Genomic DNA, 20,681 nt, shown 5'->3' with positions numbered 1-20,681 from the left:
TTCTCTGCCGTATCGGCCATGATGACGCGTTCCTCCCGTGGAGAATGCGATGATTACCGCCCGCCCCTTCAACTATCCCTATGATGGCCGACTGACGCCGAGCGCGACGGCGCTCCTCGTCATCGACATGCAGCGCGATTTCCTGTCGCTCGACGGCTATTTTGCCCGCCAGGGTTATGATCCCTCCCCCCTGCGCGCCATCCTGCCGACCCTCAATCGGCTGATCGCGGCCTGTCGGAAGGCCGGCATTGCTATAATCCATACCCGGCAGGGCTATCGGGCCGATCTCGCCGACATGACCCCTTACGAAAAATGGCGCCGGGAGCGCTCGGGGCTCGCCGGCACGGACGTGCTGCTGCGTTCGAGCCGAGGTTTTGAACTCGTACCGGAACTGGACGTGGAGCCCCAGGACATCATCGTCGACAAGACCTGCAACAGCGCCTTCACCTATACAGATCTCGAACACGTGCTGCGGGCGCGCGGCATCACCCATCTGCTGTTTTCCGGATGCACGACCGACGTCTGCGTCCACACCACCTTGCGCGAAGCGTGCGACCGCAATTTCCAGTGCCTTACGATTTCGGACGCTTGCGCCAGCGGCGACCAGTACGCCCATGAAGCGGCCTTGCACATGGTGACCGTGGAGAACGGCATCTTCGGCGCTCTGGCCGATGCTGACGCCGTTCTATCAGGTCTCGCGACGCTTCCGCATACAACGCCATAAGGCCGGCGGGCCGGACAGCGCCAGTAGACAATAGTTAGCCGGGTTGCGAAGTTTTCACTTGCCCGGAATTTTGCTGGGTCGTATAGTTAGCATTATGGCTAAGCATGACAGAGATCTCTCGCTGCTCTTTCACGCGCTGTCGGACCCGACACGCCGCGCGATCCTGACGCGGCTCGCCGAGCGGCCCGCCCGCGTGACAGATCTGGCGGCCCCGACGGGGCTGCGCCTGCCGACAGTCATGCGGCACCTTTCCGTGCTCGAGGAGGCCGGCTTGATCACCACCACGAAGGATGGACGGATCCGGACCTGCGCCCTCGTGCCCGAGGCCCTCGACCCCATGCGGACCTGGCTCGAACAGCAGCGCGCCATCTGGGATGCACGCCTCGACCGGTTCGACGCTTTTGTCATGCGAACGATGAAGGAGGACAAGAAATGACCAACGCAAGGATAGCCCGTGCGGCACCGGACGCCGCCGCCAACCGCTTTGCGACCCTGACCTTCGAGCGCGAGGTGGCCGCCCCGCCCTCCGCACTCTGGGCCGCCTGGACCGCGCCTGCCGCCCGCGCGGTCTGGGCTGCGCCGACCCCGTCGGTCACAGTCGAGTTCCTCGAGGCCGAGACCAAGGTGGGTGGGCGCGAAATCTCGCTCTGCAAGGTCGCGGGCGAACCCGACATAAGGTGCGAGGTCGGCTGGCTCGCCCTCGAGCCCGAAAGGTGTAGCGTCAATCACGAGGTGATCTCGTCGGGCGGCAACACCCAGTCGGTCGCGCTGGTGACAGCCGAGTTTTCAGGCAGCAATGAGCGCAGCCGCCTGCGGGTGACCGTCCAGCTCTGCTCGCTAGGCACCGACATGGAACAAGGCTACCGCCAGGGCTTTGGCGGCGGTCTCGACAATCTGGCGGGCGTCGCTGAACGGACGATGATCCTGCGCCGCACGATCGCCGCACCGCGGACGCGCGTCTGGGCTGCGTGGGCCAACCCCGAGGCATTGCCGCAATGGTGGGGCCCGGACGGCTTCACCTGCCGCACGAGCCGGATCGACCTGCGCAGCGGCGGCGACTGGGTCTTCGACATGATCGGGCCGGACGGCACGGTCTTCCCCAACCATCACCGCTACCTTGAGGTGATCCCGGAACAGCGCATCGCCTATGGCCTGCTCTGGGGCGAGAACGGCCCCAAGCACGCAGACGCCTGGATCGCCTTCGAGGACGATGGGGACGCCACCGCCCTGACCCTCGGCATGGTCTTCAGCTCTTCCGAAGAATTCCGTAGTGCGAGCGACATGGGCGCCGTCGAACTCGGCCACCAGACCCTCGCCAAACTCGACCGTTTCGTCACAGGACGCTAAGGCGACGCGCCTCGCCCAGAACCCGCCCCGCGACCCCAAGGCCGCGGCGGCATTCGTCATCATGAAGCGCAATGAAATGGCGCACCCGACAAGATTCGAACTTGTGACCTCTGCCTTCGGAGAGCAATGTGCCGGAGACCTCCGAGATAGCATGTATAGCTATGACAGCGATTAAGCCGCTGTCCCGCCTGACATTTGCTGGACTTTGCGTTCAGCGCTATCCATGCTATCCCACATAGCAGTGTGGGAAGACAGTGTGGGAAAAATGGGCGCGTCTGAGATCGACACCATCGCCAAGCGCGCAAAACTCGCGCCTCGCAAGAACCCGTACTGGCATGGCGTCAGCGGTGGTAGGGGTGGCGTCAGCCTCGGATATCGCAAGGGCGCCAAGGGGCCTGGCGTCTGGATTGCGAAGATCGTGCTCGAGAAGCGCCGCCTCGAGGAGAGGCTTGGCCATGCCGACGACGAGGGCGCGCCGCCGGGAGCCCTTAAATACCGCGCGGCCGTTGCCGCGGCTCTCGATTGGAGCCAACGCCAGGCGGCAGCTCTCACCGCTCCCGCGTCGGAGGCCAGCGGCGGGCCGACCGTTCGATCGGCCGTCGAAGCCTACTCATCGATGCGAGAGCGCCGCTCTGCGCAGGACGGGAAGAATGCGACTGGAAGGCTCGCCAAGCATGTCCTGTCCGACAAGGCCTTCGCCGACACCCCTCTTGCCAGACTGAGGGCCGGCACGATCGAGACTTGGCGCGCCGGCCTCGCGAAGGCCCGTCATGAAGACGGGAGGGTCGAGCCCCTCGCACCAGCGACCGTCAACCGGTTGATGAACGACCTCCGGGCCGCTCTGAATGCCATGATCGAGAGCCGGCGCCGGGAGTTGCCGCCACACCTGTCGGACGAAGTCCGGATTGGAACGCGGGCCGGCAGGGTGGAGAATGTCGCGCGCAAGCAGTTGCTCACCGACAAGCAGGTGCAGTCTGTCGTGCAAGCGGCCTTTGACGTCGATCCCGAAGGCGACTTCGGCAGGCTGGTGATGCTGGCGGCCGCCACCGGCGCGCGGTTCTCTCAACTGACAAGCGCCACGGTCGCGCACTTTCAGCCGGAGCATCGGAGGATCCTGATGCCCGGTTCGCGCAAGGGCAGAACGCCAGCGGCCAAGGCCCCCGTGGCCATTCCCCTTTCCGACGACGTGGTCGAGCGGCTGCGGCCCGCCGCTACCGATCGGCCGGCGAGCGCTTGCCTGCTCGAGCGCTGGGGTTACCGCAAAGCGGAAGCGTTCCGCTGGGAACGGGACAAGCGCCGGCCCTGGGCGGGCGCATATGAAGTCGACAAACCATGGGCGGCCGCGTGCGCAAAGGCCGGACTGCCTTCGGGTACTGTCATGTATGCGCTGCGCCATTCGTCGATCGTGCGCGGGCTCAGGGCCGGGCTTCCGGTGCGGCTGGTGGCAAGCCTGCATGACACATCGATCGAGATGATCGAGCGGCACTATTCCGCATTCATCGTCGACATGACGGAAGAGCTTGCCAGACGGGCAACCTTGGGGATGGGCTGATGAGAGACAAGAGGCGCCCGCGGCTGAGGGCAGGCCCGAAGCACAAAGTCACGACTAAGGGCCGCATACGAGGCCGGAGGAGAAACTTGGACGCCGACGGCATTTCCGACATGCCTCCTCCCGGGTTGGCTGATGGGCCGACTTTGCCGACGGTGGACATCGTCAGGGGCCATCTTGCCCGCGTCCGACGAAACTACATCGCCAGCCTCTCGGCTCGGGATGCGAAATCTCAACAAATGACTGCGCCCAAGCGCTGGGCGAAACGGCTGGAGAGGATCTTAAGGCGAATGCGCGAGGCAGGGCTACTGACGAAATAGGCCGAGAAATATACCGAATAGATCAGCCAAATCAGTCCGCTAACTCGAGAATTTTTGTCGCAGACGCGTTGCTGACACGCCGCTCGTCAGGACTATCATTGGAAACCCTCAGATCACGTATAGAGGGTTTCAAGAATGCCAAAAACCGCAATCGCGCAGTCTTCCAACACGGGAGATTGGCGCACGCTCCCCCTACACCCACTACGGTCGGCCGCCGCCATCACTGGCCAGTCGCCTGCCAATCTGTATCGAGCTCAGGCTGAAGGCCGGTTGGAATTCGTGCGCCTTGGCGGCCGCACTTTGGTCAAGACGGACAGCCTTGCCCGGTACGTCGACAGCGCTGAGCCGTGGTCTCCCTCCAGTCGCGGAAGCGAGGCCAGAGCGAAGCGGCGCGAGCGCGCACAAGCAGCGTGGCAGGAGTAGCACCATGAGCCTGACCACCAATCCCCCGAAGGGCTCGGCACTCCTCTGGTATGTCGACGAGCTCAAGCGCCGTTATGATGAAGACGACGGAACGAGTTCTAACCCTGAAACCGAGGCTTTCCTTGGGGCGCTCCGGGTGCGTTCCGAGCCTCGGCTCTGGAAACTCTCAACCGCAGACGTTCGGGCTCACTATCTGCCCCATCTGCTCGAGCTCTGCTTTGGCGCTGACGCCGCAAAGGCGTTCTTTGACATGCCGGACGCCTTCATTGACGATTATGTCCTGCAGATCCAGGAGCTGGCATACGCTAACTCGACTGCCGAGGAGCGCCGGCCTCCAAAGGACACGACCCGCCAGTCGATTGCCGAAGGCGTAGTGATCGCGACTTTCTTCGAGCAAATGGCCCTGCACCCCGGCGCTCCATTGTACTCCATCTTCCGTGAAGTGCGCTCGCGGCTGGGGCCCGGCATTGATCGGCATGCCGTAGCCCGTCTGGTCAAAAAGCATGTGCTGCGCCGGTCCAGTGGCACATCTTTCGAGCTGATTAAGTCAGTGGCCGACGCCTATTCAACGCTCATGCGCGAGGCGGATCAGCGTGCCGCGCTGCGCCGGAGTTCGAAATCGCCTCAGCGCTTCTCCCCTCGCATCGCACAAGGCTCGACCTGATAGTGCCGTGAAAACCAGAGGGAGAGCCATGGCACAGCCCACACAGCGACCGCAATTGCTCGCACTTAAAGAAGCCGCCACCCTGGCCCGTCGGTCCTACGCCTGGGCTTGGGAGCGGGCCGATGATGGACGGTTGGACGTGGTCCGGATCGGATGCCGGATCATGGTCACCGAAGAGAGCCTGTTTCGCGCGATCGCCGCTGACCTCGCTCGCCGACGTCGCGCGCGCAAAGAGCCGGCGCGCCTGCGGCTTGTCGTCGATAACACCAAATAAAGCGGCCGGCGCTCACGGCAATGAGCGGCCGGCCTGAAAGGTCTTCCAATGCTTCAGCAGCATAGGCCAACTGACACGGCGAGGCAACAAGGCGCGTCTGTCATCGATCTGTTCCCGGACCCCAAAACCCATCCCGACGTGGCGCTGACGATAGTCCAGAGCCCAACCCTCATGACGAAGTCGCTGCGATTGGAGGGCGGCCGGATCGAAAAGAAGAGCGCCGGCGGAATGGCGCAAGGGACAGCCCGCCGGCTGACGCTGAGGGGCGCCCCATTCGAGAAGCTGCAGCAGCTCAGCGAGGCCCTGCGAGATCTGTCCGATAACGAGGCGATCATCTGCGCACCGCCCCCGTCCGGCTCTGATACCTGGCCGATCGTCACAAAAAGCGAACTGGACGAGCACCCCGGGGCGATTGCCCGAACCGAGGATTTCTTCCCGCCGGTCAACGGCCCTGCCCTCTTCGCGATGGATTTCGACACTGGCGAATTTTCGCCCGACCTCAAGCAGCGCCTCGCCAAAATTGGCGGTCTCACGAAGGCGCTGGAATTGGCTTCTCCTGCGTTTACGTCAGCCGCTTGCCTCATTCGTCCGTCGGCCTCGAGCGGCGTTGTTGTCGAAGGCAGCGTCGCCGAACCCACACAAACCGGGCAGCATCGTTTCTTCATCGCGAACGATGGGAGCGGCGTTCAAGCGTTCGTCGAAATCCTGGCGCAGCGTCTGATGCTCGAGGGCCTACTCTGGGGCAAGATCACCGCATCAGGCAAGATCCTGCCGCGGACGATCTTCGACGTTGAAGCGTCGAAGGCCTCAAGCCGGTTGTTTTACGAAGCTGGCGCGGTCCTGGGCGAGGGCCTCGCCTACGCACCGGACGCACGCCGGCCGCAGCTGTCGCCCGGCGGCATGCTTGACGTCTACAGCCTCGAGCCGCTCACCGAAGAAGAGCTCGCCAAGCTCGACCGCATGACGGCCGCAATGGAAGCCAGGCTTGCACCAGAGGCCGCCGAAGCCAAAGCTCGCCACGGGCAGAAGCTATTCGAAGCGAAGGTGGCACGGGGGATCGATCCGGAGACCGCGCGAAGGCAAGTCAACCAGCTGATTGACCGCCAGGAGCTGGGCGGAGACGCTGAGATCGTCCTCGATGACGGGAGCGTCGTCACCGCGCGCGAGATCCTCGCCTCGCCGAAGGAGTTTCATCGGAAGACCTGCGCAGATCCGCTCGAGCCCGATTATGGTGGCGGGCGAAACATGGCGATCATCTACACGGACGCCAGCCCGATCCGGATCCGCAGCCTTGCGCACGGCGGCATCGACTACAGTCTGGCGCCGTCGCCAGAAGACTATTTCGAGCCTATCTCGGCAGAGGCGTCACTATCGACAAGCCCAGCCGCATCAGATGGCAAAGGGCCCGCCGGGCCCGCATTGCTGCCGCTCGTCACGCTCTCCGACGCTGCCGCGTCATGGTCAGAGCAGTCGACGAAGCCGCTGGTAAAGGGCCTCCTCGACCAGTCAGCCCTTTCGGTCCTCTACGGGCCGTCCAACGTCGGTAAAACCTTCGTCGCGATGGACATCGGCTTTTGCGTTGCCGCTGGCATGCCTTGGGGCGGCATGCGCACGACACAGGGCGTCGTGCTCTATGTGGCAGCGGAGGGCGGTGCCGGCGCCCGGAAGAGAGCCGCGGCGCTCCTGCGGCGCTACCCGGAGACTTCAGCCAATGTGGACTTCCATCTTCATCTCAGCAGCCTCGACCTGTTGCGACCGGATGCGGACCTTCAACCCCTCATCGCGACGATAAAGGCCCTCGATCGGCCGCTTGTGCTTCTGGTCGTCGATACGCTGTCGCGCGTCATGGCCGGCGGCGAAGAGAACGGCTCCACCGACATGGGCGCCATGGTCAAGCACTTCGACCAAATCCGCAAAGCCACCGGTGCGCATGTTCTGGTCGTGCACCATTCGGGTAAAGACCAGGCGCGCGGCGCTCGAGGCCATTCCCTGCTGCGCGCTGCGACAGACACAGAAATCGAAATCACCGATGGCCAGATCGAAGTGACCAAACAGCGCGACGTCGACAAGTCCTACCGTACCGCCTTCATGCTGGTGCCCGTAGAGCTGGGCGTCGATGCGGAGGGGGATGCCGTCACCTCCTGCACGATCGAGCTCCTGGCCCGGCATGAGGTGCCGGTCGGGACCGCCACGCCTACAGAGCAGATCGTGCTGGACGCCCTGACTGAGCTTGCTCCCGCTGGGCTGTCGTCCGGTAAGGGCATTCGGCAGTCCGCAATCGCGGACCATATGAACGCTCAGGGCCACGAAATGCGCGCTGAGACCGTGCGCACGCATCTCAAAAATCTTGAGAAGAAGCGCTTGGTTGAGCGACCCGCGTCGGGTTTCTGGCGGCCAAAAAGGCGGAATTCGCCATCTTCCGCTTTCTCCGAAATCTTACCGGAAGAGGCTTCGCCGAAAGGTAGCGCGGAAGATGGTGGAAGAGCGTTAGGGACAAATGTTTTTGAGTGAAATCAACATGTTAGAAGCAGCGGAAGAAAACGGAAGAAAACGGAAGATTTGTCCCGACCCCGTAGGAATTCCGGAAGGCCCCCTATATGGGGCTTCCGGCCTTCCGGTTCGCGGGCAATCCGCAAGTCTGAAGACGAAAACGGGGCCAGACAATTTGTCCAAAAACCCCCGGCGCAGGCCAGCCTCTCCGATCGCCAGCCTGGGCGCCAGATCTCGGGAAGGGGCTGGGCGTCACAACACCCGCAACGAAGCAATACTTCATGAGACCATGTCTCGGATTGGGCTCACTGAACGATGAGGAAAGCCTCGCCAGCATTGCTCCGCTGGAGAAAGTCCGCCGAGTGGCGCGCGATTTCGTCCGCAAGCGCCAAACGGAACCTGGCCAACTTCGCAGCGAGACCAAAGTGCGGCGCAGCTCGGAAGAGCGATGGGCTCCCTTGTCAGAAAATGGCGCTGGCGAACGGGCGTTGTAGGCATCACGGGGGACGTTCGCCTTCTGGCGATGATTGGCATAAGCTGCAGTGGCCGGACGGCTCATCCCGCAATGCCGTCCAGCGGGCGACTGAAAAGTTGGTCAAGCAGCAACGCCGCCTTGCGAAGAACAAACGGCGACTAGCGGCAATGACGCCCGAAGACCGTGCTGCGCATGAGGCGTGGCAGCGGACGCACAAACCTGGCAAAGCCGCTAGTCGACATGCGGAGCGCGAAGCGGCGCGGCACGCTTCCGACGCCAGATCACTGCTCGCCGCTGCGCCGGTGAAGCAAACGGCCAGGCCGGAAGTCCAGGAGCTGAACGCGCGGATTGACGTTCTCAGGCGCGAGCGCGCTGCGCTTCAAGCCCTGCAAAAGCCTTGGAAGGGAGTTTTCGAATGACAGCCACAGCAGCAGAACGCCGCCGGGCTTTGCTGGAGAAAATCCAGACGGATGGCGCCGAGGCCGCATTTGCCGCGGCCCTGGAAGTGTGTCTCGATCGTCGCGCGCCGGCGCCAGCAAGAGCGACTTGCGCGACGACCATCCTTCGCGCTGGCGGATACCTCAACATCAAGCCCGAAGATGGCGCGCCGAAAGAACCGCACGAGATGACGGCAAAGGAGCTCGAGGCCCGCATCGCTGAGCTGCGGCGCGCCACGGCCGGGACGGTCGACGAAAACGATCAGTCAGGCGTTTTCGATTAGGGTGCCGCCTTCGGCCGCCTGAAGGCGCTTTGCGAGGCGCGACAAGGTCGATCGAGAGCAGCCAGTCGCCGCAACAATGGCGTTCCAGCTCTGCCCGGCCGCAAGCATTTTCATAATTGCCGTGTTCCGGTTCTGGTTCTCTGGTCGCCCCCTGTAGGTGCCCTTGTCCTTCGCTTTCGCGATCCCCTGCGCTTGTCGGCGCCGCCGATCTTCGTAATCCTTGCGCGCGATCGCCGCCAGCATGTCCAGAAGCATGCCATTCGTGGCCTCTGCCATTCGCGAGGTAAATTCGTCCCCATCAGCGATTGCGAGCTGAAAGGATGTTGGCAGATCAAGTGCCACAACCTTGACTTGGCGGCGGCGGATCTCAGCTTTCAGGCGCTCCCAATCTTCGGAATTCAACCTGCTCAGCCGATCGACCTGCTCGACGAGCAATAGGTCACCAGGTCGACAGTCGGAGAGAAGCCGAAAGAGCTCTGGGCGGCCGAGGGAGGCGCCACTCACGTTCTCAATGTAGGTGGCGGCGATCGCCAGCCCTCTGGACGCCGCGAACGTTTCTAGATCCGCGCGAGCGCGCGCCGCGTCCTGCTCTTTGGTGGACGCCCTCAAATAGGCCCGTACGAACATCGTGAACCCCTCCGGTTCGTTTTGCATAGTTCTCTTATTACCGGTTCGCTTTGCATGGTCAAATGCATTTTTAGAACCATACGGCAGCTGGTTCGCCTGAAGCATACCCAAATGGCGATGGGAAATAGGCGGATCGGCCCGGCCGCTACGCCAGGCCGATCGCGGCCGGCCAGGCGCTACGGACGTAGGCTGACGATGTTCGGCCCGTACCCGGAGTAGTCCCGCTGAGGCACCAGCTCGGGATAGAGCGGAGCGACCAGACCGTCCAGGTTGCAGGGATCAAGGTCGTCAGAAAGTTGTTCGGCGCTCTCGGCGGCCAGAGCAAGGATGGCGAGCAGGTTGTCGGCATCCTCATTCGGCAGCACCTCGAGCTCGAGCAGACGGTCTCGCACCAAGTTGCAGGCAATTGAAATACTGTGTGCGCGCATATCGGCTGGAATTGTCATTTTCAGGTCTCCTTGTGGTTGGTGACCTGAAGACAGCACACCCGAATACCGTATGTCATCATTTTTTATGACGATTGACGCTATACACTTTGCTATACTTATCCACTATATCGCACAGTGGCCCCAACCCACCCCCTGGGGTCACTCCAAACGCTCCGGCGCAACGACCACGGGCGGTCCATAAAAATTTGCGCCGCGCCCAAACTTTTCCCCGGCCGACCAGCCCTTTCTGTTCATTCCGGCCCCTTGCGAATGGGACTTCTTCCGAACAACGCCAAGCGCCAAAGTGCTTGGGCAGAAAGGATCGAAGATGCCCTCTGAAAACCGATCGGCTGAACAGGTCGAAGACCTCACTTTCAACTTCTGCCGAGAGTTGGCTCGAGCGTCCGGCGGAGATGAAGTCGCCTATCGCGTTTCTGGCGCCTTGCACTTGCTCGACGGAAGCCAGCGGCTGCGCACCACGAGACTCCAGTCCGATCAGATGCTGAGAGCACTCCTTTCGGCGACCCCCGCGATCCTCGCTCTCTTTCCGGAGAGCACCGTGCAGCGCTGGGCTGTGAAGGGGATCGAGGCGGCCGCGGCTCAGATTTGCTCACTTTCCGAAGCCCCCGCCCGGCGGGCGGCCAGGCCAGCAACTTCGGCCGCCGACATCCGGGACCACGCACGTTGGCTACGGAATGCCTGCCACAACCTGGCGCTGATCGAACAGATCGAAGAACGCGCCGCACAACGGCAGAGCGATGCGATCGTGGAACTGAAGCGCGCTGCTCTGAGGGTGGCAAAATGACAACGGGGGGCGCCGCCGAACCGCTCGAATTGCCGGCCGCGGCGATGGCAGAGATCGAGCGCGCCCTGACCTTTTTCGATCATGCCGCAGTCGGGCTCGACCCGATGGGGAACGCCTCGCGGGGCGGGCACACCGTTCTGCACGTCGCCAGGGCTTTTCCTGAACTCTATCGCTGCAACGCCTATCCCGTCCGGGCACTGCCCTTCCGCGCCCTTGGCGCAGCCAGTGCCGTAGCGCCGCGCGTCAGCATCCCCGAAGGCCGCTTGCTGTTTGGCTTCGGCGCAATGGGCGCCTTGGTGTCCAGCCCGCCTGACGAGTTCAGGGTCGATCGGTTCGCTCACGCCGCGCTCATCCTGCACGAGCTCGACGGAGAGCGCTTACGGCAGTTGCTGCGAGGGCGCGGCGACCCGCTGCCGCGCGAAATCGCCATCCGCCGGGCGGCCGATGCCTACCGCTCGCACGGCGCTGCCGTCCACTGAAGGGAAAACCCATGCCCATTCGGCAAAATCGATACAACGACCCAGCTCTCGGCGCCGCCTTCGAGAACATCGCTTCGATGTTTGCGCCTCCCAGCGCGGCCGATACCGCAGCTTACGCGACCGCACAAGCGACGCGCGAGAAAGCGGCACGGCTGGCGCAGCTTTTCGATAACCCGGAAGATCCGCATTTCGACCGACGGAACATCGCTGTCGGCAACTACAACCCGACGCAATCCTTCTATGCGCAAGACCAGAACACCGAAACGACGCGCCGCGGGCAGGACATCACTGCTCAGACGTCGATCGCGAACAACGCGGCCGACAATCAGCGCAGCGTCGTCACCAGCATGTTCGGCCCGCTCGGACCCGGAGAGATCCGCCCCGAGCTCCCCGGCGAGATCGCCGGCCAGTTCGGTTTGCCGGCCCTTGCACAGGTCTCAGGCATGGCCCCCGTGCTGTCCGAGACCCAGTGGCAGGCCGGGCAGAACGAACGCCTTCGCCAGGACGGCATGATCACTGACGAGATGATCCTCGAGAGCGCCCTTGGCGAGCGTGCGCCGGTGCAGGCCGTCGGGCCCGACGGCAATCCGATGTTCATGTCCCCCGGCGCTGCCGTCAGGCAGGGCGCCCAGCCCGCCCAGCCCGTCGGCGGCAGGAGTGCGGCTGAAGATCAGATCGCCCGCCTGTCGCAGCAATTCATCGACACGGGATTGACCGGAGATGCGGCCGAAGCGCGAAATCTCGCCATCGGCATCGTCGACAACCGCTACACAGTCAGCCGTCACCCGGTCACCGGTGAAGCTCTCGTGCTCGACGTCGCAACCGGCCGACCCGTGTCTCGAGGTGGAACGGGCAGCGTCGATCCGGGCGAAGGGGCGCCAGAGATCAGCCCGCCGGGCGAAATGCCGTTTGGCCAGCGGTTCTCGAATTCACCCGAAGCCTTCGGCGTCGGCGGCGCCCTCACGGGCGGCATCAACAGCGTTTTCGACGCGCTGGGCGTCGGCGCCCCGTATCCAGAGGTGCAGCAGACTCAGTCCGATTTTGCGGTCCTTCGCGAAAGCCTACTCAACGATATCGGCTCAGCCTACAATCGGCAGCCACCGTCCTGGCTCCTGCGGAACATCGAAGCGCTGACACCACGCGCGGGCAGTGCGCTCGAGGGCGCCGGCACCGCACAGTCAAAGTTGACCGCTATTGGCCGTCAGCTCAGCGACGAACTGCGGACCACACAAGAGACCCTGCAGGGCGAATTGAGCCCCGCCAACCGCCAGGAAGTCGAGACGCGGGTGATAGGCCTTCGGGCTGCTATCGGGCGCGTCGCGGACGCCCTGAACTCCTTCGGTGGCGAGGTGTCGCCGCAGACGCCTTCGACAGGTGGGCCGCAGGTCCCCGAAGGCGCGACGGCCACCAACCCGGAAACGGGCGCCCGTATCATCTTCCGCAATGGCGCATGGGAGCCCCTGCAATGACGAGCACCCTCCCCGCAGGCTTCGTTCTGGACGAGGACGCGCCAGATCCGCGCGGTGCCGCAGGGCCGATAACCCCGCCGGCAGGCTTTGTCCTCGACAGTGAGAGCGCCCCTTCGCCTACGCCCAGCCAGCGGCCGCACCTCGGGGCCTTCCTTAACCAGGGGATAGCCCAGGGGCTCGGCTGGCCCGTCGACATCTTTACCGGTGCGATCAATGCGGGCGTTGCCGGCGCCAATGCCCTCACCGGCCTCGATATCCCCACGATAGAGGAGCCGTTTGGAGGCTCGATCAGCATCAATCGGGGCTTGAACGCGCTTCCCGGCGTCACCGCAGCCTCTCCCGACATGGCTCCCGAAAGCCTCATGGAGCATGTTTTCGCCGGCGCTGGCGGCGCAGCGGGCGCGATCGGCCCGGTCGGCGCGGCCGGGCGCGCAATGCAGGGTGCGGCCGCACCGCTTACGCGGGCGATCGGTGACACGCTGACGCGGCCATTCGTTCAAGCACCAGTCCGTGGCTTCGCTTCGGAAATCGCCGCGGGCGCTGGTGCAGCTGCCGGGATGGACGTTGCCGATCGTGTTGCTCCCGACAATCCGATCGCGGCCACTGTTGGCGCGCTGGCGGGCGGCGTAGCGGGCGGCGCCGGCCCCTATCTGGCTCTGGAAGGCGCCAAGCGCACGCCTGGCGTCGCCGCGGCCTCCCGCCTCGCAGCGGGTGAAATCGCCCCCTTTACGGAAGCCGGGGCCATGCAACGGGCCCGCAATCGCGTTGGGGGCCTCGTCGAAGATCCGGAAGCCGCAATTGCGGCGCTCAACGCCCCCACGATCGGCAATCTCTCGCCAGCGGTATCCACGGGCGAACGCCGCCTGATGGCCCTTGAGCAGACCGTGCGCGATGGGGATCCGGTGATCGACGCCATCATGCGCGAACGGGAGACCGAAAGTGGTGACGCACTGCGCCGCCAGTTGTCGGCGCCTGCGCAGGGGGTGCCGGCCATCAGAGCGCGCGAGTATATGGAAACGGCAGTCCAGCAGAGCGTCGACGAGCTCGGGCAAAGCCTGGATGCGACCTTCGGGCGCCCCTTGGGCGTCACCAACGTGTCGACCGCGCTGCGAACCGGAAGTCAGCCCGCGCGCAGCTCAGCATACGATGCCGCGTACGCATCGCCGATCGACTATTCGTCGGAGGCGGGCCGGACGCTCGAAAGCCTTCTCGGCCGCGTTGAACGGGCCGCGCCCGGCACGATCTCGCTTGCCAACCGGATGATGGCTGGCGAAGGCGTGCAGTCTCAGCAGATCCTCGCCAATCTTGCCGAGGACGGCACCGTCACATTTTCCCGCCTCCCCGACACTCGGCAGATCGACTACATCACACGCGCACTCAACCAGATGGCCAGGAGTGGCGACGGCCAGGGCGCGCTTGGCGGGCAGACCGACATCGGCCGCATCATGGGCGGCCTGGCGGGCGACATCCGCGGGGCCCTGCGCACCGCAAATCCTCGCTATGGCGAGGCGCTGGCAACCGCCGCAACGCCGATCGATCAGCGTCAGGCCCTCCTCTTCGGGCAAGACCTTCTGAAGCCGGGGATCCCGAGGGACTTAGCTGCAGAGCGACTCGCCGGCATGTCGGAAGCAGAGCTCGCCTATGTGCGCCAAGGCGTCCGATCGCAGATCGACGAGGCGCTGGCGAATGTGCGGGCAGCGATGACGAACACGGACGTCGGCATTCGCGAAGCCCAGCAGGCCGTTGCTCAGCTCTCGAGCCGGGCGGTGCGAGACAAGCTCGGCATGATCTTGCCGCCGGACGCTGCCGACGCTTTCTTTCGGCGCGTGGATGAAGCGTCGGCTGTGCTCAATTCCCGCCAGTCGGCGCCCCTTCGGTTTGCCAACTCGAGGCCGCATGAGGAAATCCGCTCGATCGTCGATGCGTCGGACCCGCGGCAGGCAACAGCTCAACTCCTGGCGCAAGCCGCAAACGACAAATCTGGCCAGGCACTTCTTGGCCTCAAGGGCGCCCTCATCGATGAGCTGATGGCTCGATCGCGCACGGGAAATTTCGACGACACCGGAAGCCCCGTCCTCTCCGGCCGCGCGATGCAAAACGCCCTTTCGAATGATCGCCTGAACGCGGCCGCAAGCCAGATCCTCTCGCCTGAAGAGCGGACACTCTTCATGGCAATCGCCGACGAATTGACGAGGCTCGAGACGATGCAGGGGCGCTTGCCCGGCGTCGGCAGCGTGATGGAAGGCGAGCCCAATTCGATCGTCAGCATGATCGCGCGAACGCTTGCCGCGCGCATGGGCGCCCAGGCGGGGCGCGGGACGAGCGGCGCCTCGCTACTCACTGCGAATTTCGCTTCGCAGCGTATGCAGCGGATCCTCGAGCGGCTGACGCTGGATCGCGCCGAAGGCTTGATCCGGGATGCAGTGTCGGGAGATCGCGAGCTATTCGAGCTCCTCCTGACGCCACAAAACCGGATCACGCCGCGCCAGGAAAGCAGGCTGGCGGAAGTGCTTTCGCGCACCGCCACTGGCACGATCGGCGGGGCAGTAGCCACGACAGACAGGGAAGAGCCCGATCTTGTGGAGATTATCACGGGCAGCGGCTTGTAGATGGCGCTCTGCCAGCACTGCTCTTCTACGCAGCCGTGATTTAGATCGGACATTCGGACAATTGATCTTGCCGCTCTTCCAAGCTGCGCCTTAAGGTCGGCTTCTGGGGAGGGGCTCTACTGTGACACGGCACTTTGTTCTCGCACTATGCTCTTTGCTTTTCGCGCTCAGCGTCACCTTCCCCGCGCATGCTGATTTCCAGCTCAGCCGCGGCTGGTTCTCCGGGTTGAGTGAAGACGAACGGATCGAGCTTCAGAAAAATCTCACACTCATCGGCCGCTATTCTGCGCTGATAGATGCCGAGTTCGGACCGAGCACCTACCGTGCGCTGACAGCATTTCAGGCCCAGGCGGGCATGCCCGGCACGGGCGTTCTGGACGAAAAGGGGACGGCACTACTTTCGGCGATGGCCAGAAAGGCAATGAGCCGGTTTGGCTTCAACTATCTGCAGGATTTGCGGAGCCAGAGCGAGCTGCTCATGCCGGCCGCGATGCTGACTGTCTCATCACCGACCGACCGCGGCATGTCCTACTCCCTCCCGAATGGAGGGATTGCGCTAGAGACGATAAGGAAGCCCTTCAGCGAACAGAGCTTCGCCGACCTGTATGCCAGCCTCTCGCGCTCGTCGCCCCAACGATCGATCTCGTATTCGACCTATAGCGACGCGCGGTTTGTCGTTTCAGGAACGACGGGAGCCCGTCAGTTCTATCTCATGTTCCACAATGCCCTCGAGGAGAGCGTCGGCTTTTCTGTTTCCTGGGAGCCCGCCTATGCCGAAGACGCCCAGATCGTGGCGCTCTTCATCGCCTCGCATTTTCTACCGACGCGCTTTCTGCAGGCATTCGAGGCTATCGACAATCCAAACGTCGTCTCTGCCGAACCCATCGCGCCAGTTGCCGAGGCTTCGGAGGCCACTCCCGAATTTGAATATCAGATGATCGGCAGCTTTGCCGTTTTCGACGACAGCCCGGGGCTGATCGCCCTCATCGGTACGATCACGCAGAGCACGCCGCTCGAATTCTTGCGAGCGCTGCGGGCTCGGCCCGAAGCGCACACCCTGATGCTGCACAGCGACGGCGGCGGGGTCGACCCAGCCCTGATAATTGCCCATGAGGTTCGCCAGCGCGGCATGACCACGATCGTGCCCGAAGAGCTCTACTGCTACTCCGCTTGCGCGTTCGTCTTCCTGGCGGGCGCTCAGCGAATGGCCGTCGGAGAGCTGGGCGTGCACCAGGTGTGGAACGAGAGCAACGACCTGATTTCAGGGCAGGCGAAGCTCTCGGACGTCATTGAGGCGATGACCGATTTCGGCGTGGCGGCCGAAGTGGTTTCAGTGATGCTTAGGACGCCCCCTAGTCAGATGCACATCTTCAGTCCATCCGAATTGGAGGCGCTGGGCATCAATTTCGTTTACGAGCCGGCAGCGTCAGATCCCGATTTGACCCCTGCCCCGGTTTCGGAAAACGGCCGGACACTGCTCTTGGAAGCCACCGATCCACCTTCAACCACCGGAGCTATTCCGATCGGCGGGAATGTGCAGTGGACGCAGGGTACGGATGCATCCGGCCTGCCTCAGCTGATCGCGACCGTCGAAGTTCCGGAACGCGACATGAGTGCCGTGATCACCTTCGGCCACTCCTCTGGCACTCAGGTCTCGCAAGAAATTGCCGTGGATGTAGACTTTGCATTTGCCCGACCCTTTGCCGGAGGATCGATAGCGGGACTTCCGGGCATCCTTCTCAAGAGCGAGGAACTGGTTCAAGGGAAGCCGCTTCAGGGCGCGTCAGCGAGAAAAGCGGAAAACAGCTTCGTCTTCCTGTTGGACATGGCCGATCCCGAAAGTATGGCCATGCTCGAGAGCCAGCCATGGATCGACCTGGCTCTGGTCTATGCCAGCGGCCAACGCGCGATCCTGACGCTCGAGAACACGGAAGGCACGCGCCGGGCCTTTGCCGACTTGGGGAGGGCGAGGCCATGATCTTCACTGATGGATTGCGGGGAAGCTGGCATTTGCTTGGCGCTGCTGCTGCGCTCATGGCGCTCTCTGCGGCGCCCACTTTCGGCAATGACGTCCGCATCCTTGACGGCGACACGATCAAGATCGGCGAAACGACCTACCGGATTTTCGGAATAGACGCGCCGGAGGCGGGCCAAACCTGCGCGAGAGGGAGCGGCCGCAACTGGAACTGCGGGACAGAAGCGATCCATGCCCTGGAACGGCTGGTGTCGGCTGGGCCGGTCAACTGTGACGGCCAGGGGCTGGATGACTATGGACGCACGCTCGCTATTTGCCACGTCGGCGAGATCGACATTGGCGCCCAGATGGTGGCGCAGGGTATGGCTTGGGCATTCCGGCGGTACTCTCCGATCTACAACGAGATCGAGGATCAAGCTCGAGCCCGGGACGTCGGCATCTGGCAGGCTGAAACTGAGCCCGCATGGGAACTTCGCGCTCGCCGGTGGGAAGCTGCCGAGCAAGAGGCTCCGGATGGGTGTCCGATCAAGGGCAATATCAGCCGCGACGGTGAGCGGATCTACCACACACCATGGTCGCATTGGTATTCCCGAACGAAGATCAACGAGGCGGCTGGCGAGCGCTGGTTTTGCGATGAGCTAGAGGCTCTCGAGGCCGGCTGGCGGGCGCCGCTTTGGGGCGGCTAAACTGAGCGACAATCGCGCTCACGGGTGTAGCTGAAGATGTGCAATCTCTATTCAATGACGAAGGGCCGCCAGGCCATCATCGATTTTGCCAAAGCGACGCGTGTTATCGACGGGATCGGCAACCTGGCGCCCATGCCCGGGATCTTCCCGGACTATCCCGCGCCGATCGTCCGGACCGTTGAGGGCGAGCGCGAGCTCACCCTCGCCCGCTGGGGCATGCCCAGCCCGCAATTCGTTCTGAAGGGCCGCACCGTAGATCCCGGCGTCACCAATGTCCGCAACACGACGAGCCCCCACTGGCGCCGCTGGCTGGGCCCAGGCAATCGCTGCCTCGTGCCGTTCTCGAGCTTCTCCGAATACGAGACCCTGCCCGACGGCAAGAAGGTGCCGGCATGGTTCGCATTCGATGAGAGCCGGCCCCTCGCCTTCTTCGCCGGGATCTGGACCAACTGGACCAGCACGCGGAAGACGAAGGAGGGTGCGGTCAACGCCGATATCTTCGCCTTCCTCACCTCCGAGCCCAATGCCGAGGTGGGCGCCGTCCACCCCAAGGCCATGCCCGTTATCCTCACCACGTCCGACGAACTCGACATGTGGATGACGGCGCCATGGGAAATCGCGCGCGAGCTGCAGCGTCCGCTGCCCGATGGCGCTCTGCAAATCGTGGCGAGGGGAAGGAAGGATGATGAGGCCTGAGGTGAAGCCGCCCGTGCGTCCGGCGAGCCATCTCGATCGCGCGCTCGACTGCGAGGAGGCGATCGAGCCGGGGCTGATGCAGCTCGTTGCCGCTGCCGAAGCCGCCGGCTGGGACCGCGCCGAGATCTGGCCCGCCCTGATCAGCGTGGCAGTAAATCAGATCAAAGCCGACATTGAGAACGACAGGCTCGAGGCTGATCTGCGCACGGCACGCATCGCGCGCCTGCTCTTTCCAGACGGCTAGCGGGCGGCGTGAAATTGGAGCAGCCTGAGCGCATTCGGCGTCCTCACTCGCAAAGGCCGATGTCGGCCTCGCCGGAGCAGATCGCGATTATCCATGCCATGGTCGCCGACGGCGCCACGCTGAAAGCGATCGCCGAGGCTCTCGGGATCGACAAGCAAACCGTCCGCCGCTGGGTGGATGCCGCAGGCTTCCCAGCCTACAAACGGGCCCACCGGCATACGCCCGAAACGGATCGGGCGATGCTGAAGGCGGCGAGCAAGGGCCGGCCCACTCGGGAGATCGCCGAGCAGCTCGAAATGAAGTTCGAAACAGTCAGGACGCGGCTGCGCATCCTTGCCGGGCAGGGCATCACTCACGAGAATGGTCGCGAGTATGTCGATCCGCGCCGTCGGTTCACTCACACCGAAGAGACCGATCGCATCATCCGCGAATGGACGCGGAAAGGTCGCAAGGTCGCGGCGATCGCCAAGGCGCTTGGCACGACCGGCAGCGTCGTCATCTCCCGCGCGCACGCTCTTTTGCAGGACGAAACCGCCGAACGCGACGGCTAAGCCCCTTTCTTCCCGCCCGGCACCACAACAAGCCGACTGTCGCGCAACACGAACGCGCCTTCCGTCAGCGAGAGCCGCCGACCCGGATAAGCCAGCACCGCCGCCTCAAAGGCCGCATGCGCCACGCTGATGTGGCCGACCTTCGCCAGCACGCTCACCAGTACCTCACTGCCGACATCCCGATTCTCCACCGCATAGGGAAGCCCGCCCATCAGCGGCTGCGGCGTCTTGGGCACGCCCATCCAGATGTGCACGCCCTTGCCGTTGCAGGCCGGACAGCGCATGCGCTCGGAAAAGTGTCGCTGCCCGCGCACTGGCCAGAGGCTATGCGCGCCGCCGACATAGTGGATCACCTTGGGAAGATCGACGAGCCAGCGGTGCCGGCACTGGAGCTGGAGGCAGGTCGCAACCAGCTCCTGCCCGGTCACCCGGGCATCCTCCAATGTCTTCAGCGTCCGCGGCATCAGGGCTCCTCATCACGAGGAGCCGAGTCATACAATTAGAACAGAAAGAGAACAAGCGGATGTGTTTACGCTAATGAGCTGGATCGTGATGTAGGCCAGCAGCATGCCAGCTCTCTCGAGTTGCTCCAGAGGAATTCTCGCCCTTGTCTGCCTCACGTTCCGGGACGGCGTGCTGACTGTGGTATGCACTCATCACAACGCTGGCAAGTTGCCGCACGCTCTAGACGACACCCATGATTGCGCATACGTTGCGGACAAGTTGGTTGACAGAGTGCATTTTGCGGGCTAGCGCAACGCCTGCCATCATAAGAATGCCACCCTGTTAACATTATATTCAGGGGAGAGGGGGGAACAATGCAAAGCCAGCATTCGTTCCTTCGCGAAAGGAGCTACGACCATGAGTACAACACACTGCACCCAACTGGCTAACCGCTTTGAGGCCTTGGCAGCGGAAGGGCTTGTGGACGTTAAGTTTTTTGTCCGCAACCTCGATGAAGCCACCACGGAACGCGTCTGCTCAGAAGTAAACGCTCTGTATGCAGCGCTGGATGCCGGGCAGCACGAGCTTCTTGATTTCAAGGATTCTCGACGCGCGTAACTTGACAGCGTCAGCGCTGCTGGCTAGCTCTCAGAGCTAATCTAGGTAATAGGGCCTCAGAGA

Annotated in this window: 21 protein-coding genes; 18 read left to right on the top strand and 3 right to left on the bottom strand. The window is 63.5% G+C overall.

Annotated features, from left to right (window positions below):
* Window positions 1-49 precede the first annotated feature (49 nt).
* The 8 genes from EMQ25_RS00855 (at window position 50) to EMQ25_RS00820 (ending at window position 8,987) form a co-directional block, all read left to right on the top strand.
* Window positions 50-724: a cysteine hydrolase family protein gene (locus tag EMQ25_RS00855; RefSeq protein WP_127186664.1), complete on the top strand. Its 675-nt coding sequence runs from the start codon at window positions 50-52 to the stop codon at window positions 722-724.
* A gap of 94 nt (window positions 725-818) precedes the next feature.
* Window positions 819-1,160, top strand: coding sequence for an ArsR/SmtB family transcription factor (locus EMQ25_RS00850; protein WP_127186663.1), 342 nt, complete (start codon window positions 819-821; stop codon window positions 1,158-1,160).
* The gene (locus tag EMQ25_RS00845; RefSeq protein WP_127186662.1) at window positions 1,157-2,071 is read left to right on the top strand and encodes an SRPBCC family protein; all 915 of its coding nucleotides are present in this window, start codon (window positions 1,157-1,159) and stop codon (window positions 2,069-2,071) included. Before EMQ25_RS00850 ends, EMQ25_RS00845 begins: the two co-directional genes overlap by 4 nt.
* Window positions 2,072-2,336: 265 nt before the next feature.
* Entirely contained in the window at window positions 2,337-3,623 is a 1,287-nt protein-coding gene (locus EMQ25_RS00840; protein WP_127186661.1) for a tyrosine-type recombinase/integrase, read from the top strand.
* Between the two features lie 744 nt (window positions 3,624-4,367).
* A complete protein-coding gene (locus tag EMQ25_RS00835; protein ID WP_127186660.1) occupies window positions 4,368-5,027 on the top strand; it encodes a hypothetical protein in 660 nt (219 codons plus the stop codon).
* Between the two features lie 28 nt (window positions 5,028-5,055).
* Window positions 5,056-5,301, top strand: coding sequence for a hypothetical protein (locus EMQ25_RS00830; protein WP_127186659.1), 246 nt, complete (start codon window positions 5,056-5,058; stop codon window positions 5,299-5,301).
* A gap of 171 nt (window positions 5,302-5,472) precedes the next feature.
* A complete protein-coding gene (locus EMQ25_RS00825; protein ID WP_158625898.1) occupies window positions 5,473-7,812 on the top strand; it encodes an AAA family ATPase in 2,340 nt (779 codons plus the stop codon).
* Between the two features lie 869 nt (window positions 7,813-8,681).
* Complete coding sequence (locus tag EMQ25_RS00820; protein ID WP_127186657.1) at window positions 8,682-8,987, top strand: hypothetical protein; 306 nt, start codon at window positions 8,682-8,684, stop codon at window positions 8,985-8,987.
* Here EMQ25_RS00820 and EMQ25_RS00815 read toward each other — a convergent pair.
* Entirely contained in the window at window positions 8,970-9,614 is a 645-nt protein-coding gene (locus EMQ25_RS00815) for a recombinase family protein (RefSeq protein ID WP_127186656.1), read from the bottom strand. The two genes, EMQ25_RS00820 and EMQ25_RS00815, sit on opposite strands and share 18 nt — an antisense overlap.
* A gap of 176 nt (window positions 9,615-9,790) precedes the next feature.
* Complete coding sequence (locus EMQ25_RS00810) at window positions 9,791-10,060, bottom strand: hypothetical protein (RefSeq protein WP_127186655.1); 270 nt, start codon at window positions 10,058-10,060, stop codon at window positions 9,791-9,793.
* Between the two features lie 310 nt (window positions 10,061-10,370).
* Here EMQ25_RS00810 and EMQ25_RS00805 point away from each other — a divergent pair, with 310 nt between their 5' ends.
* The 9 genes from EMQ25_RS00805 to EMQ25_RS00765 all read left to right on the top strand — a co-directional run bounded on the left by EMQ25_RS00805 (window position 10,371) and on the right by EMQ25_RS00765 (window position 19,556).
* On the top strand, window positions 10,371-10,847 hold the full coding sequence (locus tag EMQ25_RS00805) for a hypothetical protein (RefSeq protein ID WP_127186654.1): 477 nt from the start codon (window positions 10,371-10,373) through the stop codon (window positions 10,845-10,847).
* The gene (locus EMQ25_RS00800; RefSeq protein ID WP_127186653.1) at window positions 10,844-11,326 is read left to right on the top strand and encodes a hypothetical protein; all 483 of its coding nucleotides are present in this window, start codon (window positions 10,844-10,846) and stop codon (window positions 11,324-11,326) included. Before EMQ25_RS00805 ends, EMQ25_RS00800 begins: the two co-directional genes overlap by 4 nt.
* Window positions 11,327-11,337: 11 nt before the next feature.
* On the top strand, window positions 11,338-12,795 hold the full coding sequence (locus EMQ25_RS00795; protein ID WP_127186652.1) for a hypothetical protein: 1,458 nt from the start codon (window positions 11,338-11,340) through the stop codon (window positions 12,793-12,795).
* A gap of 557 nt (window positions 12,796-13,352) precedes the next feature.
* Complete coding sequence (locus EMQ25_RS00790; protein WP_127186651.1) at window positions 13,353-15,404, top strand: hypothetical protein; 2,052 nt, start codon at window positions 13,353-13,355, stop codon at window positions 15,402-15,404.
* Between the two features lie 154 nt (window positions 15,405-15,558).
* Entirely contained in the window at window positions 15,559-17,382 is a 1,824-nt protein-coding gene (locus tag EMQ25_RS00785; RefSeq protein WP_158625897.1) for a peptidoglycan-binding protein, read from the top strand.
* The gene (locus EMQ25_RS00780; RefSeq protein ID WP_342210632.1) at window positions 17,379-18,065 is read left to right on the top strand and encodes a thermonuclease family protein; all 687 of its coding nucleotides are present in this window, start codon (window positions 17,379-17,381) and stop codon (window positions 18,063-18,065) included. Before EMQ25_RS00785 ends, EMQ25_RS00780 begins: the two co-directional genes overlap by 4 nt.
* A 36-nt stretch (window positions 18,066-18,101) precedes the next feature.
* Entirely contained in the window at window positions 18,102-18,761 is a 660-nt protein-coding gene (locus tag EMQ25_RS00775; protein ID WP_127186649.1) for an SOS response-associated peptidase, read from the top strand.
* Window positions 18,748-19,005: a hypothetical protein gene (locus tag EMQ25_RS00770; RefSeq protein WP_127186648.1), complete on the top strand. Its 258-nt coding sequence runs from the start codon at window positions 18,748-18,750 to the stop codon at window positions 19,003-19,005. Before EMQ25_RS00775 ends, EMQ25_RS00770 begins: the two co-directional genes overlap by 14 nt.
* A gap of 59 nt (window positions 19,006-19,064) precedes the next feature.
* On the top strand, window positions 19,065-19,556 hold the full coding sequence (locus EMQ25_RS00765) for a helix-turn-helix domain-containing protein (protein WP_127186647.1): 492 nt from the start codon (window positions 19,065-19,067) through the stop codon (window positions 19,554-19,556).
* On the opposite strand, the gene EMQ25_RS00760 is transcribed toward EMQ25_RS00765, so the two are convergent.
* Window positions 19,553-20,020: a hypothetical protein gene (locus EMQ25_RS00760; protein ID WP_127186646.1), complete on the bottom strand. Its 468-nt coding sequence runs from the start codon at window positions 20,018-20,020 to the stop codon at window positions 19,553-19,555. The two genes, EMQ25_RS00765 and EMQ25_RS00760, sit on opposite strands and share 4 nt — an antisense overlap.
* A gap of 397 nt (window positions 20,021-20,417) precedes the next feature.
* Between EMQ25_RS00760 and EMQ25_RS00755 the strand changes: the two genes are divergently transcribed.
* Window positions 20,418-20,618 (top strand): hypothetical protein, encoded by a 201-nt coding sequence (locus EMQ25_RS00755; protein WP_127186645.1) that lies wholly within the window; start codon window positions 20,418-20,420, stop codon window positions 20,616-20,618.
* Window positions 20,619-20,681 lie beyond the last annotated feature (63 nt).

Source organism: Arsenicitalea aurantiaca (genome assembly GCF_003994485.1).
Taxonomy (GTDB): Bacteria; Pseudomonadota; Alphaproteobacteria; order Rhizobiales; family Devosiaceae; genus Arsenicitalea; species Arsenicitalea aurantiaca.
This window is presented reverse-complemented; position numbering and strand designations above follow the sequence as displayed.